At 41.8% G+C, this 17,691-nt stretch carries 14 protein-coding genes and 2 tRNA genes; 14 read left to right on the top strand and 2 right to left on the bottom strand.

Annotation, left to right across the window (positions count from 1 at the left end; all coding sequences use genetic code 11):
- Positions 1-30: 30 nt before the first annotated feature.
- The 14 genes from ftsH to nlpI all read left to right on the top strand — a co-directional run bounded on the left by ftsH (position 31) and on the right by nlpI (position 15,541).
- Complete coding sequence (gene ftsH / locus OC457_RS11560) at positions 31-1,974, top strand: ATP-dependent zinc metalloprotease FtsH (protein WP_080175098.1); 1,944 nt, start codon at positions 31-33, stop codon at positions 1,972-1,974.
- 69 nt (positions 1,975-2,043) lie between these two features.
- Positions 2,044-2,877, top strand: coding sequence for a dihydropteroate synthase (gene folP / locus OC457_RS11555; protein WP_080175097.1), 834 nt, complete (start codon positions 2,044-2,046; stop codon positions 2,875-2,877).
- Between the two features lie 80 nt (positions 2,878-2,957).
- Positions 2,958-4,295, top strand: coding sequence for a phosphoglucosamine mutase (gene glmM / locus OC457_RS11550; RefSeq protein ID WP_080175096.1), 1,338 nt, complete (start codon positions 2,958-2,960; stop codon positions 4,293-4,295).
- Positions 4,296-4,561: 266 nt separating this feature from the next.
- Entirely contained in the window at positions 4,562-4,954 is a 393-nt protein-coding gene (secG, locus tag OC457_RS11545; protein ID WP_080175095.1) for a preprotein translocase subunit SecG, read from the top strand.
- An 11-nt stretch (positions 4,955-4,965) separates the two neighbouring features.
- Positions 4,966-5,050 (top strand) — tRNA-Leu (locus OC457_RS11540).
- Between the two features lie 57 nt (positions 5,051-5,107).
- Positions 5,108-5,184 (top strand) — tRNA-Met (locus OC457_RS11535).
- Positions 5,185-5,372: 188 nt separating this feature from the next.
- Complete coding sequence (rimP, locus tag OC457_RS11530; protein ID WP_045042274.1) at positions 5,373-5,828, top strand: ribosome maturation factor RimP; 456 nt, start codon at positions 5,373-5,375, stop codon at positions 5,826-5,828.
- A gap of 22 nt (positions 5,829-5,850) precedes the next feature.
- A complete protein-coding gene (gene nusA / locus OC457_RS11525; protein ID WP_080175094.1) occupies positions 5,851-7,338 on the top strand; it encodes a transcription termination factor NusA in 1,488 nt (495 codons plus the stop codon).
- Positions 7,339-7,369: 31 nt separating this feature from the next.
- Positions 7,370-10,102, top strand: a complete 2,733-nt coding sequence (infB, locus tag OC457_RS11520) for a translation initiation factor IF-2 (RefSeq protein WP_080175093.1) — start codon at positions 7,370-7,372, stop codon at positions 10,100-10,102.
- A 98-nt stretch (positions 10,103-10,200) separates the two neighbouring features.
- The gene (rbfA, locus tag OC457_RS11515; protein ID WP_045027569.1) at positions 10,201-10,602 is read left to right on the top strand and encodes a 30S ribosome-binding factor RbfA; all 402 of its coding nucleotides are present in this window, start codon (positions 10,201-10,203) and stop codon (positions 10,600-10,602) included.
- A 2-nt stretch (positions 10,603-10,604) separates the two neighbouring features.
- Positions 10,605-11,552, top strand: a complete 948-nt coding sequence (gene truB, locus OC457_RS11510) for a tRNA pseudouridine(55) synthase TruB (protein ID WP_080175092.1) — start codon at positions 10,605-10,607, stop codon at positions 11,550-11,552.
- Between the two features lie 198 nt (positions 11,553-11,750).
- Positions 11,751-12,020, top strand: a complete 270-nt coding sequence (gene rpsO / locus OC457_RS11505; RefSeq protein ID WP_006646210.1) for a 30S ribosomal protein S15 — start codon at positions 11,751-11,753, stop codon at positions 12,018-12,020.
- Between the two features lie 392 nt (positions 12,021-12,412).
- On the top strand, positions 12,413-14,536 hold the full coding sequence (pnp, locus tag OC457_RS11500; protein WP_080175091.1) for a polyribonucleotide nucleotidyltransferase: 2,124 nt from the start codon (positions 12,413-12,415) through the stop codon (positions 14,534-14,536).
- A 111-nt stretch (positions 14,537-14,647) separates the two neighbouring features.
- Positions 14,648-15,541: a lipoprotein NlpI gene (gene nlpI, locus OC457_RS11495; protein WP_080175142.1), complete on the top strand. Its 894-nt coding sequence runs from the start codon at positions 14,648-14,650 to the stop codon at positions 15,539-15,541.
- A gap of 120 nt (positions 15,542-15,661) precedes the next feature.
- Here the strand turns inward: nlpI and OC457_RS11490 are convergent, their stop codons facing one another.
- Together OC457_RS11490 and ubiU are read right to left on the bottom strand one after the other, a co-directional pair.
- Positions 15,662-16,537 (bottom strand): U32 family peptidase, encoded by an 876-nt coding sequence (locus OC457_RS11490; protein ID WP_080175090.1) that lies wholly within the window; start codon positions 16,535-16,537, stop codon positions 15,662-15,664.
- Positions 16,538-16,547: 10 nt separating this feature from the next.
- The gene (gene ubiU, locus OC457_RS11485; protein WP_080175089.1) at positions 16,548-17,555 is read right to left on the bottom strand and encodes a ubiquinone anaerobic biosynthesis protein UbiU; all 1,008 of its coding nucleotides are present in this window, start codon (positions 17,553-17,555) and stop codon (positions 16,548-16,550) included.
- Positions 17,556-17,691 lie beyond the last annotated feature (136 nt).

Genomic DNA, 17,691 nt, shown 5'->3' with positions numbered 1-17,691 from the left:
AGTTATCGCGAGGTTAACACCTTGAGTGACATGGCAAAAAACTTGATTTTATGGCTGGTCATTGCAGTTGTTCTTATGTCTGTATTCCAGAGTTTCGGAACCAACAGTAATAGTGCCAAGGGCCAAGTCGATTATACGACATTTGTCCGTCAAATCGGTCAGGATCAGATAAAGGAAGTACGATTCAATGATCGTGAAATCACTGTAACCAAACGTGATAATGCGAGCTATGTAACATACTTACCTGTCGCAAATGATCCTAAACTGTTAGACGATTTAATTAACGCAAACGTAGCTGTTGCGGGTACGCCACCTGAAGAGCCAAGCCTTTTAGCTTCAATCTTTATTTCGTGGTTCCCAATGTTGCTATTAATTGGTGTTTGGATCTTCTTCATGCGTCAGATGCAGGGCGGTGGTGGCAAAGGTGCCATGTCGTTCGGTAAATCTAAAGCACGTATGATGGGTGAAGATCAAATCAAAACAACTTTTGCTGATGTAGCAGGTTGTGATGAAGCGAAAGAAGACGTTAAAGAACTGGTTGATTACTTACGTGATCCAAGCCGCTTCCAGAAACTAGGTGGTAAAATCCCAACAGGTGTGTTGATGGTTGGTCCTCCAGGTACTGGTAAAACGCTATTAGCGAAAGCGATTGCTGGTGAAGCAAAAGTACCATTCTTTACTATTTCTGGTTCTGACTTTGTTGAAATGTTTGTTGGTGTGGGTGCATCCCGTGTCCGTGATATGTTTGAACAAGCGAAGAAAGCTGCACCTTGTATTATCTTTATCGATGAGATTGATGCTGTAGGTCGTCAACGTGGTGCTGGTGTTGGTGGTGGTCATGATGAACGTGAACAGACACTGAACCAAATGCTAGTTGAGATGGATGGCTTTGAAGGTAATGAAGGTATTATCGTTATTGCTGCAACCAACCGTCCTGACGTACTAGATCCTGCATTACTTCGTCCTGGTCGTTTTGACCGTCAAGTAGTGGTTGGTCTTCCAGATGTACGTGGTCGTGAGCAGATTCTTAAAGTTCACATGCGTAAAGTACCGCTAGATGGCGATGTTAATCCATCATTGATTGCTCGTGGTACACCTGGTTTCTCTGGTGCAGATCTTGCAAACCTTGTCAACGAAGCGGCATTGTTTGCAGCTCGTGGTGACAAGCGCACTGTTTCAATGGTTGAATTTGAACTAGCGAAAGACAAAATCATGATGGGCGCAGAGCGTAAATCGATGGTGATGTCTGAAGATCAGAAAGCATCAACAGCCTACCATGAAGCTGGTCACGCAATTATTGGTCGCTTAGTACCGGATCACGATCCAGTGTACAAAGTATCAATTATTCCACGTGGTCGTGCGTTAGGTGTGACGATGTACTTACCAGAGCAAGATCGTGTAAGTCATTCTCGTGAATTCTTAGAATCTATGATTTCAAGTCTTTACGGTGGTCGTCTGGCTGAAGAGCTTATCTATGGTCGCGAAAAAGTATCTACTGGTGCATCAAACGATATTGAACGCGCAACTGATATTGCACGTAAGATGGTGACTCAGTGGGGCTTCTCTGACAAGTTAGGTCCATTATTGTACGCAGAAGACGAAGGTGAAGTATTCCTTGGTCGCTCAGTAACACAAAGTAAGCATATGTCTGATGACACAGCGAAACTGATTGATACTGAAGTACGTATTCTAATTGATCGTAACTATCAACGCGCACGTCAAATTTTGGTTGATAATATGGATATCATGCATGCAATGAAAGATGCACTGATGAAGTATGAAACCATTGATGCGGGTCAGATTGATGACTTGATGGAACGTAAAGCTGAAATTCGAGCACCAAAAGGCTGGAGTGATGATAGTGATACGTTGCGCAATGCACCAGAAACTGAACTTGCTCCTGATGAGCCAGTTGGTGACGGTATTGATGCTCTATCTGAGAAAGATGATACAGATAGCAAGCCTCAAGCATAATTGCTAAGTGAATAGAAAACCCTGACTTAGGTCGGGGTTTTTTTTTGTTGAAATTTACGGAGCCATAATATGCAGTTAATTAGTAAAGATAAGATCCTTGATCTTACAACGCCTCAAGTGATGGGAATTGTTAATATCACACCTGATTCATTTTCTGATGGTGGTAAATATAATCAGTTAGATCATGCATTACGACATGTTGAATCTATGCTAGAAGCAGGTACCACAATCATTGATATTGGTGGTGAATCAACCCGTCCTGGTGCTGCTGAGGTTAATCTTGAAATGGAACTTGCGCGGGTTATTCCTGTGATAGAAGCTATTCGACAGCGATTTGATTGCTGGATTTCGATTGATACCAGTAAAGCGCAAGTGATGACTGAAGCGGTTAATGTTGGTGCTGATTTAATTAATGATGTGCGAGCATTACAAGATATTGGTGCATTAGAAGCTGCCGCAAAAGCAAATGTTCCAATCTGCTTGATGCATATGCAAGGGCAACCGCGTACAATGCAAACCGATCCAAATTATGTTGATTTGATGACTGATGTAAGTCAATTTTTGAGCGAACGTATTCAAGCTTGTGAACAGCATGGTATTTTGCGCCAACAACTTGTATTAGATCCTGGTTTTGGGTTTGGTAAAACAATGCCTCATAATTATCAATTATTAGCACAACTTGAACAATTTCATCAGTTTGGTTTACCTCTGTTGGTTGGTATGTCACGTAAATCAATGGTATCAAAGTTGTTGGATAAATCACCTATTGATTGTTTAGCGGGCAGTTTAGCTTGTGCAACTGTCGCGGCAATTAAAGGTGCGCAAATAATTCGAGTTCATGACGCGAAAGAAACAATGGATATCATTCAAGTTTGTAATATGGTCAAAAGTTATTCTAAATAGTTTAGAGATAATTCCGTAATAGTAAAAAATTGTAAGTTAATTACAGTTGGTATACTGATAAATAGAGCTAGGAGCATAAAATGGCTGAACGTAAGTTCTTTGGTACTGATGGTATTCGTGGTCTTGTTGGTGAAGGTCCAATCACTCCTGAATTTGTAATGAAATTGGGTTGGGCTGCTGGTCGCGTATTATCAAAGACAGGGACAAAAAAAGTCTTAATTGGTAAAGATACTCGCATTTCAGGTTATATGCTGGAGTCTGCATTAGAAGCAGGACTTGCAGCTGCCGGTTTAAAAGCCGCATTTACTGGCCCTATGCCTACACCAGCTGTTGCTTATTTAACTCGTACATTCCGTGCTGAAGCAGGAATTGTTATTTCTGCATCGCATAATCCTTATTACGATAATGGTATTAAGTTTTTTTCTGCTCAAGGTACAAAATTACCGGATGATGTTGAGTTAGCCATTGAAGCTGAAATGGAAAAACCACTGACATGCGTTGAGTCAGCCTTATTAGGTAAAGCTTACCGTATTGATGATGCAGCGGGCCGTTACATTGAATTTTGTAAAGGGACATTCCCTAATCATTTAAGCCTTGAAGGGTTTAAGATTGTTGTCGATTGTGCACATGGCGCAACCTACCACATCGCTCCTAAGGTTTTTACTGAATTAGGTGCTGAAATTATTACTATTGGTTGCGAGCCAAACGGTATCAATATTAATGATAAAGTCGGGGCTACAGACGTTGCTGCATTGCAAGCTAAAGTATTAGCAGAAAAGGCTGACTTTGGTATCGCACTTGATGGCGATGGTGACCGTATTATCATGGTTGATGAGCTTGGCAATAAAATTGATGGTGACCAGATTGCTTATATCATTGCCCGTGATGCATTACGTTGTGGTGAATTAAAAGGCGGTGTTGTTGGTACATTAATGACCAATATGGGCATGGAAGTTGCACTTAAAAATTTAGGTATTCCTTTTGTTCGTGCAAAAGTGGGTGACCGTTATGTAATGGAAGAATTAATAAAGAACAATTGGTTAATTGGTGCAGAAAACTCAGGTCACGTTATTTTGCTTGATAAAGTAACAACTGGCGATGGTATTGTTGCAGGTTTACAAGTGATGGCCTCTATCGTATCAAGTAAAATGAGCTTAAAGGAACTTAGCGATGGTATGACTATGTTCCCACAAGTATTAGAAAACGTTCGCTTTAAAGGTGATAACGATCCATTACAATCTGAGGCAGTTATTGCAGCAACACAGGCTGTAGAACAAAAATTAGGTGATAATGGTCGCGTATTGTTACGTAAGTCAGGTACTGAGCCATTAATTCGTGTTATGGTCGAAGGTCAAAATGCAGCTGATGTTAAGCAATATGCATTAGATATTGCAACAGCAGTAAAAGAAAACTGCTAAATGCAATTATTGATAACTACTTAATTTGTTAAGTATTATTCAATAAAAGGACGGCTGGCTAATAAAATAGAGTCAGCCTTTTTATTTTTATAAATTTGTTTTTGGCTAAATGTTGTGCAAGTAGTTCGTGATATTCACTTTTTAAGTAAATATTACTTGTCACTGTCACAGGGTTTCGCTAGTATTCATTCGCTCTCTAGATAAGAGGAATGCGCTGGCACTGCTAAAGCAAAGTCGGTATAGCAATTTTACCATAGGTGGAACCCATGTACGAAATTCTACTTGTGATTTATCTTGTCGCTGCGCTTGGTGTAATTGGCCTAGTAATGATTCAACAAGGTAAAGGCGCAGATATGGGAGCTTCATTCGGGGCTGGTGCATCAGGAACTTTGTTCGGCTCTAGCGGCTCAGGAAATTTTCTAACTCGAATGACAACACTTTGTGCAATTATTTTCTTTGCAATCAGTCTTGTACTTGGCAATATTAGTACCAAGAAAGCAGCAGAGACAAGTGGTTGGGATGACCTTTCGGCTCCTGCTACAACACAAACTGTTGAACAACCAAAGTCTACAACAACGACTGATAAAGTTGTTGCAGCTGAAAAAACGACTGAGAACACTGCTGAAACAACACCAGCAATAAGTGAAAAATCTCAGTAGGTAAAGATTTAGCCGAGATGGTGAAATTGGTAGACACGCTAGCATGAGGTGCTAGTGCCGCAAGGTATAGGGGTTCAAGTCCCCTTCTCGGCACCATTATATTGGTTACTTGTAATAGTAACATCTGAACGGTATACTCAGTTCAGAATCGGACGCGGGGTGGAGCAGCTTGGTAGCTCGTCGGGCTCATAACCCGAAGGTCGTTGGTTCAAATCCAGCCCCCGCAACCACTTTCCCGAAAATAGACTATTCTTATTTTTGAATGTTTGTTTTCTTACTAAGAGACTTGCTTGCATGTTCTTAGTAATCAGGGTCCAGTAATAAAAAACCCCGTATTCGGGGTTTTTTATTATCTGAAACATGACCATTCAGGTATTTACTGGGCTTTATGCCCTTTTTTTGTTTCCGGGGGGTTGTCTTGACAGCTTTAGAGACACAATTAACCGACTTACTTGAGCCTTCAGTTCAAGCTATTGGCTTTGAACTGGTAGGTTTAGAGTTTATCCGTGCTGGTGAACACTCCACACTTCGCGTGTTTATTGACCATGAAAATGGTATTAATGTAGACGGTTGTGCAGAGGTTAGCCGCCAAATTAGCGCTGTAATGGATGTTGAAGATCCAATTACTGTTGCTTACCACTTAGAAGTGTCTTCCCCTGGATTGGAAAGACCACTATTCAAAGCTGCACATTACCAACAATTTATTGGTCATGAAGTTAGCTTAGTATTAAAAATGGCGATGGGTAACCGTCGTAAGTGGAAAGGTGACATTGTCGCTGTTGAAGGCGAACTGATCACACTTAACGTAGATGGCAATGACGAGTCCTTTGCACTGAGCAATATCTCCAAGGCCAACCTAGTTCCAAAATTCTAACCGCTAAATTGGGGCATTAGAAATGAACAAAGAAATCTTGGCTGTCGTAGAAGCGGTATCCAACGAAAAAGCTGTTCCTCGCGAGCGTATTTTTGAAGCGCTTGAGATTGCATTAGCAACAGCAACTAAAAAGAAACACGAAGCAGAAATTGAAGTTCGTGTTGTTATCGATCGTAAAACAGGTGAATTCGAAACTTTCCGTCGCTGGAAAGCAGTAGAAGAAGTAACGCAACCAACACTTGAAATTACGTTAGAAGCAGCACAATATGAAGATCCAACAATTGCTGTAGGCGATTATGTTGAAGATGATATTCAATCTGTAACGTTTGACCGTATTACAACGCAAACAGCGAAGCAAGTGATCGTACAAAAGGTACGTGAAGCTGAGCGTGAGCAAATTGTGGCACAGTTTATTGACAACGAAGGTGAGTTAATCACTGGTATTGTTAAGAAAGTAAATCGTGATGCAGTTATCATTGATTTAGGCAGCAACGCAGAAGCGGTTATTCAACGTGATGACCAACTTCCTCGTGAAAACTTCCGTCCAGGCGACCGTGTTCGTGGTCTATTGTACAAAGTTGCACCTGAAGCACGTGGTTTCCAGTTATTCATGACGCGTTCTAAGCCAGAGATGCTATCTGAGCTATTCCGTATTGAAGTGCCAGAAATGGGCGAAGAGCTGATTGAACTTATGGGCGCAGCACGTGATGCTGGTTCTCGTGCTAAAATCGCAGTAAAAACTAACGACAAGCGTATTGACCCTGTAGGTGCTTGTGTTGGTATGCGTGGCGCACGTGTTCAAGCAGTTTCAAGTGAGCTTGGCGGCGAGCGTATTGATATCGTATTGTGGGATGAAAATGCTGCACAATATGTTATTAATGCAATGGCGCCTGCGGAAGTTGATTCAATCATCGTTGATGAAGACAACCACACAATGGATATTGCTGTACAGAAAGATAATCTGGCACAAGCAATCGGTCGTAACGGTCAAAACGTACGTCTAGCATCACAGCTTACTGGCTGGGAACTAAACGTAATGACAGTTGAAGACTTACAGAAAAAACACCAAGCAGAAGCTCAAGCATCAATTGAAGTGTTTACTAAGCACCTTGATATTGACGAAGACTTTGCCACTGTATTGGTAGAAGAAGGCTTTACTACACTAGAAGAAATTGCTTACGTTCCATTAAGTGAATTAATGAATGTTGACGGTCTTGATGAAGAGACTATCGAGCAATTACGTAGTCGTGCAAAAGCTGCACTAACTACGCTTGCGCTTGCTAAAGAAGAAACGCTTGATGGTGTAGAACCAGCTGAAGATTTATTAAGCCTAGAAGGTCTTGAGCGCGAGTTAGCGTTTAAGTTTGCAGCTAAAGGTATTTGTACGCTTGAAGATCTTGCTGATCAAGGAACTGATGACTTGACCGACATTGAAGGCGTGGACGATGCAAAAGCGGGTGAGCTGATTATGGCTGCGCGTAATATTTGCTGGTTCAGCGACGAAGCGTAATCAAAAAAAAATAAAGCAAGGGAGGAGCATTATGTCAGAGGTTACCGTTAAAACATTGGCGGAAGAAATTGGTACTCCAATTGACCGTTTACTTCAACAGCTTTCAGATGCTGGGATTGCTAAGAATGTTGATGAGAATGTAAGCCAAACCGAAAAACAGGCGTTACTTAATCATCTCCAAAAGGAGCATGGTAGTGATAGCCATACTGACGGCGCTCCAACTCGTCTGACTCTGCAGCGCAAGACACGTAGTACATTGAGTGTCTCAGGTAATGGTGGTAAGAGCAAAAATGTTCAAGTAGAAGTGCGCAAAAAGCGCACCTACGTGAAACGTTCAGCACTTGAAGATGAACAACGTGCAGCGGAAGATGCTGTTAAGCGTGAAGCAGAAGCTAAAGCGCAACGTGAAGCTGATATGATTGCCCATCAAGCCGCAGAAGAAGCAGCTAAACGTAGTGCAGAGGAAGCTGCACTACGTCAAGCTGAAGAGCAACGTAAAGCAGATGACATTGCTAAGCGTGAAGCAGAACAGAAATTGAAGCGGGACGCTGAGGATAAAGCGAATCGTACCGAACAGGATAAGCGTAAAGCTGACGAAAAAGCTAAGCGCATCGTCGCTGACAAACAGGCTAAGTTAGATGCTGAAGTACTACAGCGTCGTCTGGAACAGGAAGCCAAGCGAAAAGCCGAAGAAGAAAGTCAGCGTCAGCTAGAAGAGGCTCGCAAAATGGCAGAACAGAACGAGAAAAACGGGGTAAAACCTGAGCAAGCAGTAAGTATGGAAAAATCTGATTACCATACAACGACATCTACTTATGCTCGTGCTGCAGAAGATGAACAAGATCGCAAAGAAGAAACTTCTCGCCGTCGTAAAAAGAAAAAACCAGCGGCTAAGCAAGACGAACGTGGTGGCCGTGGCGGCCGTAACCAACGTGGTCGCGGTAAGCCTCAAATGAACAAGCCTGCGTCAATGCAGCATGGTTTTGATAAAACTGCGCAAGTTGCTAAGCAAGATGTTGTTATTGGCGAAACGATTGTAATTTCTGAATTAGCTAACAAAATGTCTGTTAAAGGCGTTGAAGTTATCAAGGTAATGATGAAGATGGGCGCAATGGCGACTATCAACCAAGTTATCGATCAAGAAACTGCATCTCTTGTTGCTGAAGAAATGGGTCACAAAGTTATTCTACGTAAAGAAAATGAGCTTGAAGAAGCTGTGCTTTCTGACCGTAACGCAGAAGACTTAGTGAAAGTTTCTCGTGCGCCAGTTGTTACTATCATGGGTCACGTTGACCACGGTAAAACATCAACACTTGACTACATTCGTAAAGCTCATGTTGCTTCAGGCGAAGCGGGTGGTATCACACAGCACATTGGTGCTTACCACGTTGAAACTGAAAACGGCATGATCACGTTCCTTGATACTCCAGGACACGCAGCGTTTACCGCTATGCGTGCTCGTGGTGCTCAAGCGACAGATATCGTTGTACTTGTAGTTGCAGCAGACGATGGCGTAATGCCACAAACAATCGAAGCGATTCAGCACGCAAAAGCGGCTGGTGTACCTTTGATCGTTGCGGTAAACAAGATCGATAAAGAAGATGCAAACCCTGATAACGTGAAGAACGAGTTAGCTCAATACGACGTTATGCCTGAAGAGTGGGGCGGTGAGAACATGTTTGTTCACATCTCTGCGAAACAAGGTACTAACATCGATGGTCTACTAGAAGCAATTCTTCTTCAGTCAGAAATTCTTGAGCTAACAGCAGTTGAAGAAGGCATGGCATCAGGTGTTGTTATTGAATCACGTCTTGATAAAGGCCGTGGTCCAGTTGCAACTGTACTTGTTCAAGAAGGTACATTGCATAAGGGCGATATCGTTCTTTGTGGTCTAATGCATGGTCGTATTCGTGCAATGCGCAACGAACAAGGTCAAGAAATCGAATCAGCAGGTCCATCTATTCCTGTTGAGATCCTTGGTCTTTCTGGTGTGCCATCATCAGGTGACGAAGCGACTGTTGTACGTGATGAGCGTAAAGCACGTGAAGTTGCACTTTACCGTCAAGGTAAGTTCCGTGATGTTAAACTAGCACGTCAACAAAAAGCTAAACTAGAAAACATGTTTGCGAACATGGAAGCTGGTGAAGTTGCTGAACTAAACGTTGTGCTTAAAGCTGACGTTCAAGGTTCTGTTGAAGCAATCGCTGACTCACTACGTAAACTTTCAACTGACGAAGTTAAAGTGAACATTGTAGGTTCAGGTGTTGGTGCAATCACAGAAACTGATGCAGTACTTGCAGCAGCTTCTAACGCTATCGTACTTGGTTTCAACGTTCGTGCTGATGCGTCTGCGCGTCAAACAATCGAAAATGAAAACCTAGACTTACGTTACTACTCAATCATCTACCAACTAATCGACGAAGTTAAAGCGGCGATGGGTGGTATGTTGGCTCCTGAGTTCAAGCAAGAGATCATTGGTCTTGCTGAAGTACGTGACGTATTTAAGTCACCTAAGATCGGCGCAATCGCTGGTTGTATGGTAACTGAAGGTACTATTAAGCGTAACAACCCTATTCGTGTTCTACGTGAAAACGTAGTTATCTACGAAGGTGAGCTTGAGTCACTACGTCGCTTTAAAGATGACGTTGCTGAAGTTAAGAACGGTTACGAGTGTGGTATCGGCGTTAAGAACTACAACGACGTTCGCGTTGGTGACCAGATCGAAGTATTCGAAATTATTGAAATCCAACGTACACTTGACTAATAATCAGTGTAGCTAGTTGTTTTTCAACATGATAATGATAATGGGGAGCTTCGGCTCCCCATTCTTTCAAGAGCATTATTCTTAGAGAGAGCAAGAAAATGGCAAAAGAATTTAGCCGTACCCAACGTGTAGCGCAACAGCTACAAAAAGAATTAGCTGTAATTTTACAGCGTGAGATCAAAGATCCTGCGATTGCAATGACTACTATTTCAAGTGTTGATGTATCGCGTGATATGAACTACGCCAAAATTTATGTAACGTTTTTCCCAATTGGTGAGCAAACTGCTGAAGGTAGTTTAGAAGCATTACGTGAAATGGCACCTTACATTCGTTCACTACTAGGTAAAGAAATTCGCCTACGTGTGACACCTGAACTTAACTTCATTTTCGATCAATCGTTAACTGAAGGTATGCGTATTTCAAACCTAGTATCTAAAGCGGTACGTGACGATGAAGATCGTCGTGGTGATGAAGACGAAGTAGAAAAAGGCGAGGAGTAAACATGGCACGTCGTCGTAAAGGTCGTCCAATTAACGGTGTGATCTTGGTTGATAAACCAACCGGCATTAGTTCTAACGATACTCTGCAAAAAGTGAAACGTATCTTTTTTGCACAAAAAGCGGGCCATACCGGTGCGCTTGATCCTTTAGCGACGGGCATGTTACCGCTTTGTTTTGGTGAAGCGACCAAGTTTTCACAATTTTTATTAGATTCAGATAAGCGTTATCGTGTGATTGCCAAATTAGGTGAGCGTACTGATACCTCTGATTCTGATGGTGAAGTGGTTGAAACCCGCGCAGTGAATGTTGAACGTGATCAACTTGAAGCTTGTATTGATAGCTTTCGTGGCACGACGGATCAAATTCCATCGATGTATTCAGCATTAAAGTATCAAGGCCGAAAATTGTATGAATACGCGCGTGAAGGAATTTCTATTCCTCGTGAATCGCGTAAGATTACAGTGTATTCGGTTGAACTACTACGCTTTGATAACAACGAAGTTGAAATGGAATTGCATGTGTCAAAAGGCACATACATTCGTACTATTGTTGATGATCTTGGTGAAAAGCTAGGTTGTGGCGCTCACGTTATTATGTTGCGTCGTACAGGTGTTTCTAATTTCCCGTATGAGCGCATGGTAACTATTGAACAGTTACAAGCAATGCTTGATCAAGCCAAAGCGGATGAAATTGAACCTGGCACAGTATTAGATGCATTATTATTGCCAACTGATACTGCGGTACAAGATTTACCAGCAGTAAACATTACGGCAGAAGCTGCAGTACATGTACTACATGGTAATCCTGTGGCTGCCGAGGTTGTTCCCGCTGAAGGCACTTTAGTGCGTATTACCGTTGGGGATACTGCAGAATTTATTGGTGTTGGTACCATTGATGCAAAAGGCATGTTGGCACCAAAGCGAGTAATGGCAAACGAACAAGAACAATAATGATACTAGTCGATCACAAGTGATTATGAACTTTAAATCATCATGATTATTGTGCATGAGTGACTTGAGATTAAAAGTAAAACTGGTTAATTATTCGCTTGTAGTTAGTTCCGCTGATCAGTATAATCCGCGGCTTGGGTGTCGGCTGAATCAGAGATTGGCGGCACAAATTAAAACATCTTGTATTAGGAATGAGTTATGTCTCTGAATGCAGAAACTAAAGCAGCAATCGTTGCAGATTACGCACAATGTGAAAATGATACTGGTTCTCCTGAAGTTCAGGTTGCACTTTTAACAGCGCAAATCAACCACCTTCAAGGTCACTTTGCTAACCATAAGCATGACCACCACAGCCGTCGCGGTCTACTACGCATGGTTTCTCGTCGTCGTAAGCTTCTAGATTACCTTAAAGGTAAAAACCTAGATCGTTACCAAGACTTGATCAAGCGTCTAGGCCTACGTCGCTAAGATTGCTTTAAGAAAGGAGCCCTAGGCTCCTTTCTTTTTATCTGCTCTTTTTATTGCTAATACCGCTATTATTGATTCGCCTTCCTGTCATCTTTTCTAATTTCGTCTACTATCTGTACCGAAGTTAAGCTCAAGTTTGTTGTATGAATGCTTAGGCAGAGATATGATAGGTGTCGAGTAAATAACTGCATATTTCCACTTGTTTTGACTTTACGAGTCGTTTTCGTCGACCTTCAGGTCGCGGCTAATAAAAGTTTTTTGATTATAAGAACTTTCATTAGTCGCGATACGTGAAATCATTACAAAAGTGGACATCATTACATGACGCTTATGTTTGTGTTGGTTATAATTAACCTGCAAATAGAAAGCGGAATATATTTAAGGAAATTCACGTGAATCCTATCGTAAAGACTTTCCAGTACGGTAACCACACGGTTACTCTAGAGACTGGTGTTATAGCACGTCAAGCGACTGCTGCAGTAATGGTTAGCATGGACGACACTTCAGTGTTCGTTTCTGTTGTTGGTAAAAAAACAGCAGTAGAAGGCCAAGACTTCTTCCCACTAACAGTAAACTACCAAGAGCGTACTTACGCTGCTGGTAAAATCCCTGGTGGTTTCTTCAAGCGTGAAGGCCGTCCTTCTGAAGGCGAAACACTGACTGCACGTCTAATCGACCGTCCAATCCGTCCGCTATTCCCTGACGATTTCAAAAACGAAGTACAAGTTATTGCAACAGTGGTTTCTGTAAACCCTGCTGTTAACCCTGATATGGTTACAATGATTGGTACTTCTGCAGCACTAGCTATCTCTGGTATTCCATTTAATGGTCCTATCGGTGCGGCACGTGTTGGCTACATTAATGATCAATTCGTTCTTAACCCAAGCAACGAAGAGCTAGAAGCAAGCCGTCTAGATCTTGTTGTTGCTGGTACTAAAGACGCAGTGCTAATGGTTGAATCAGAAGCTGATCGCCTATCTGAAGAGCAAATGCTACAAGCTGTTGTATTTGGTCATGACCAACAACAAGTTGTTATCAATGCAATCAATGAGTTTGCTGCTGAAGTTGCAACTCCTGCTTGGGATTGGACTGCGCCTGCTGAAAACACAGCACTTAAAGCTAAGATCGCTGAGTTAGCAGAAGCTAAGCTGGTTGAAGCTTACCAAATCACTGAAAAAATGGCTCGTTACGATCGCATCCACGAGATTGCTGCTGAAGTAAACGACGCGATTATTGCTGAAGATGTTGATGCAAACGCAAAAGAAATCCACACTATCTTCCACGATTTAGAGAAGACAGTTGTACGTGGCCGCATCATTGCTGGTCTTCCACGTATCGATGGTCGTGAAAAAGACATGGTTCGTGCGCTAGACGTACGTACTGGTGTTCTTCCACGTACTCACGGTTCTTCACTATTTACTCGTGGTGAAACACAAGCACTTGTTACGGCAACGCTTGGTACACAACGTGATGCGCAAATCATTGATAGCATCATGGGTGAGAAGAAAGATCACTTCCTTCTACACTACAACTTCCCTCCATACTGTGTAGGTGAAACAGGTTTCGTTGGTTCGCCTAAGCGTCGTGAAATTGGTCACGGTAAGTTGGCGAAGCGTGGTATTGCTGCGGTAATGCCATCTGTTGACGAATTCCCATACACAGTACGTGTAGTATCAGAAATCACTGAATCTAACGGTTCATCTTCAATGGCTTCTGTATGTGGTACTTCACTAGCGCTTATGGATGCTGGTGTGCCAATCAAATCATCTGTTGCGGGTATCGCAATGGGTCTTGTGAAAGAAGGCGATGATTTCGTTGTTCTTTCTGACATCCTTGGTGACGAAGATCACCTAGGTGACATGGACTTTAAAGTAGCGGGTACTGACGACGGTATCACAGCACTTCAGATGGATATCAAGATTGAAGGTATCACTAAAGAGATCATGGAAATTGCACTTAACCAAGCTAAAGGCGCGCGTAAGCACATCCTTAGCGTAATGGATAACGCAATTAACACACCTCGTGAAGAGATCTCTCAGTTTGCTCCTCGCATTCACATGATGAAGATCAACCCAGAGAAGATCAAAGATGTTATCGGTAAAGGTGGTGCAGTTATTCGTGCACTTACTGAAGAAACTGGTACTACTATCGAAATCGAAGACGATGGTACAGTGAAGATCGCTGCGACTGAAGGCACTGCTGCACAAGAAGCTATTCGTCGTATCGAAGAAATCACTGCTGATGTTGAAGTTGGTCGTGTTTACACTGGTAAAGTAATGCGTATCGTTGATTTCGGTGCGTTTGTATCAGTTATCGGTACTAAAGAAGGTCTAGTTCACATCTCTCAAATCTCACAAGATCGCGTAGAGAAAGTGTCTGATTACCTACAGATGGGTCAAGAAGTTCAAGTTAAAGTACTTGAAATCGACCGTCAAGGCCGTATCCGTCTAAGCATGAAAGAAGCAGTAGAAGCGCCAGCCGCAGCTCCTGCACAAGACGAACAGCCACAAGGCTAAGCGTTTTGCTAATATCATGATATAAAGGGGCTTAATAGCCCCTTTTTTTGATCTAAATATTGTCATAGGCGCAGGATCGTCGTTGATGTAACAGGGAGAACTGAGTTGATAATACGTTATATTCGATATGTTGTAGTTGCTACGGCATTGGTACTAAGCGGATGTTCTGCGATGCCTACCAAATGGAGTCAGCCCCCGATGGCAATCCCTTATCAACCTAGTTTGCAGCAGCAAATTCAGTTGGCACGGATTGAGCAAATATTACAACAACCTAATATTCCTCAAGCAACGTTAGCGACTATTTATTATGATCGTGGTTTATTGCATGACAGCTTAGGTTTACGTGATTTTGCGCGACTTGATTTTAATAAGTCACTTAATTTAAATCCTAATCAACCTGATTTATTTAATGTGGCAGGGGTGATATTTACTCAAATGGGGATGTTCGATTCTGCTTATGAATCGTTTGATTCAACTCTGGATTTAGATCCTAATCATCCTTATGCACACCGTAATCGTGGTATTGCGCTTTATTATGGTGAGCGTTACGCTTTAGCGAATGATGATTTATTGCCGCATTATCAGCAGGATATTAATGATCCTTATCGTGTAATTTGGCTATATGTTAATGATTTGAAATTTACACCACAGCAAGCACTAGCGTTACTTCAACAACGTTATGCCGCCAGTGATAAGCAAGATTGGGGTTGGCAGATAGTGCGGATGTATCTTGGTGAAGTCACTGAAGAGCAATTTTTAACTGATATTGCTCAGAACAGTAAAGACAATGAGCAATTAGCTTTGCGATTGACTGAAGGCTATTTTTATTTAGCGCAACGCTATCAACAGCAACAAGATTATTCAACAGCAGTTATGCTGTATAAATTAGCTTTATCAGGCAATGTGTATGAGTTTATTGAGCACCGTCTATCGTTGCTTGAATTGAGTCGTATTTTTACAGCAGAACAAAATGCAGTGCCTGAGCTATCTTCACCAAACGAATAATACTTATGATTTTCTATAAAAATAGCCGCTATGATTAGCGGCTATTTTTTATTCTACTGAACCTTGAACCTTGAACCTTGAACCTTGAACCTTGAACCTTGAACCTTGAACCTTGAATCTCTAACGAATATTCAATCCCGCTAAATTATGCCAGTAGCCATTACATTGATGACTATCAGCAAGAGGATGACGAATATCACCTTGTTCATTGGCACGGAAATCATCAATTAAAGTTAGAGTATCAAGTCCCATAGGGCTTAATCGAACCACATCGACCATGTCTTTCATGCCTTTCAAATCGTTAATCAAGTTATAGCAATAACCAGATTGAGTTTGAATGCCATTAAGGGTGAAGACTTTCTGATCTTCTTGGCTGTTAACTGTGATCCCTTGTGAATACTTAATACAACATGTTTCGCAATCATCTTTGGCTTTATTTTCAGCACGAGCAGTAAAACAGCGAGCTGAGTAGGCTAATGGTAAGTAACCATAGCTAAAAACTTCGGTTTCAAATTGATCACGGATCCCGAGTTTTTCACATTCAGTTAAAGTATTACTTAGCCAATCACGTGACAGCTCGACAGGCATACACCAACGGGTCATTCCTTGTTTAACAAACAGCTTTAAAGTCTGTGCGTTATAGCAGTTAACCGCAGGGCCTACGACAAAAGGGACATTATTTTGTGAGGCAAGTTGAATTGCCGATACATCATTAGCTTCAACAATAAAGTCGCCATTATCGATGTATTTTTTCATAATGCTAACTTCGCTAGGGGCTTCTAACAACGCCATGGTTGATAGCACGACTTGTTTACCATTTGCCGCTAGTTCTTTTGCTATATCAATCCATTGGGCTGTTTTAAGTGCGCGACGTTTAGAGCACACTGTTTCCCCTAAATAAATCACATCAACATTGCTATGTTTTGCTTGTTGATAGAACGTTTCAACATCATGCTGAGGCCAAAAATAAAGTAATGGCCCAAGTGAATATTTCATTAATGATCCCTTATTGCCATTTGCGGTGGTATGCACCTAATGTTGTTTGTTTGCCTTCAGACAAATTCCCTAAGCATGAATTCCATGCAGGATTAACTGTGTAGCCTTTTGGGTTTGCTAAGTAGTGGTCAATTGCCGCACGCCAAGTACGGGTCACCTGTTCTACATAAGCAGGACTACGTTGGCGGCCTTCAATTTTGACTGACGCAATATTGGCTTTAAATAGTTCAGGTAAAATATCAAGGGTATTAAGGCTGGTAGGCTCTTCAAGTGCATGGTAACGCTTTTGTTCACCATCAATATTAATATCAAAACGGCCTTTACATAGCGTTGGATAGCCCGCATTTTCACCTTTAGCATAGCGATCAATTAAGATTTCATTTAAGCGCGACTCTAATCCTTGAGGCGTCTCTTGCCAGCGAACATATTTTGCAGGTGAACAAGCACCGACGGTATTTGGTGATTCACCTGTCATGTATGAGGATAAATAACAGCGACCTTCAGACATGATACATAAGCTACCAAAGGCAAATACTTCTAACTGCATGTCTGTGTTTCGTGCTAATTGCTTTACCTGATGCATCGACAATACTCGCGGTAACACTACGCGCTTAATATTGAAATTTTGTTTGTAGTAATCAATCGCAGCAGTATTAGTTGCAGAAGCTTGAACTGATAAGTGCAATTCTAAATCAGGATAGGTGGTTGCAGCATATTCAAGAACACCAATGTCCGCCACTATCAGCGCATCCACACCCATTGCCGCGGCATTATCAACCGCTTTTATCCAACGATTAAAACCATCAGGATGGGCAAAGGTATTTAAAGCAACATGTAATTTACGATTATGATCTTTTACATATTGCACTGCTTTTTCTAATTTGCGCTCGGTAAAGTTTAAACCAGCAAAGTGACGGGCGTTAGTATCGTCTTTAAAACCAATATAAACCGCATCCGCACCATTATCGATAGCGGTTTTTAATGCTGGCAAATTACCAGCTGGGCAAAGAAGCTCCATGTTATTTATTATCCAATCTTTGCGTAAAAACATTACCATCATAGTAAAAGCGTTTAGCGGTGCAGATCTTGATGCGAGGCAGGTTTTGTTGATATTAAACAATAAAATTGTTACTAAATAATTATTTTTTTAGATT

This window comes from Photobacterium toruni, from assembly GCF_024529955.1.
Taxonomy (GTDB): Bacteria; Pseudomonadota; Gammaproteobacteria; order Enterobacterales; family Vibrionaceae; genus Photobacterium; species Photobacterium toruni.
This window is presented reverse-complemented; position numbering and strand designations above follow the sequence as displayed.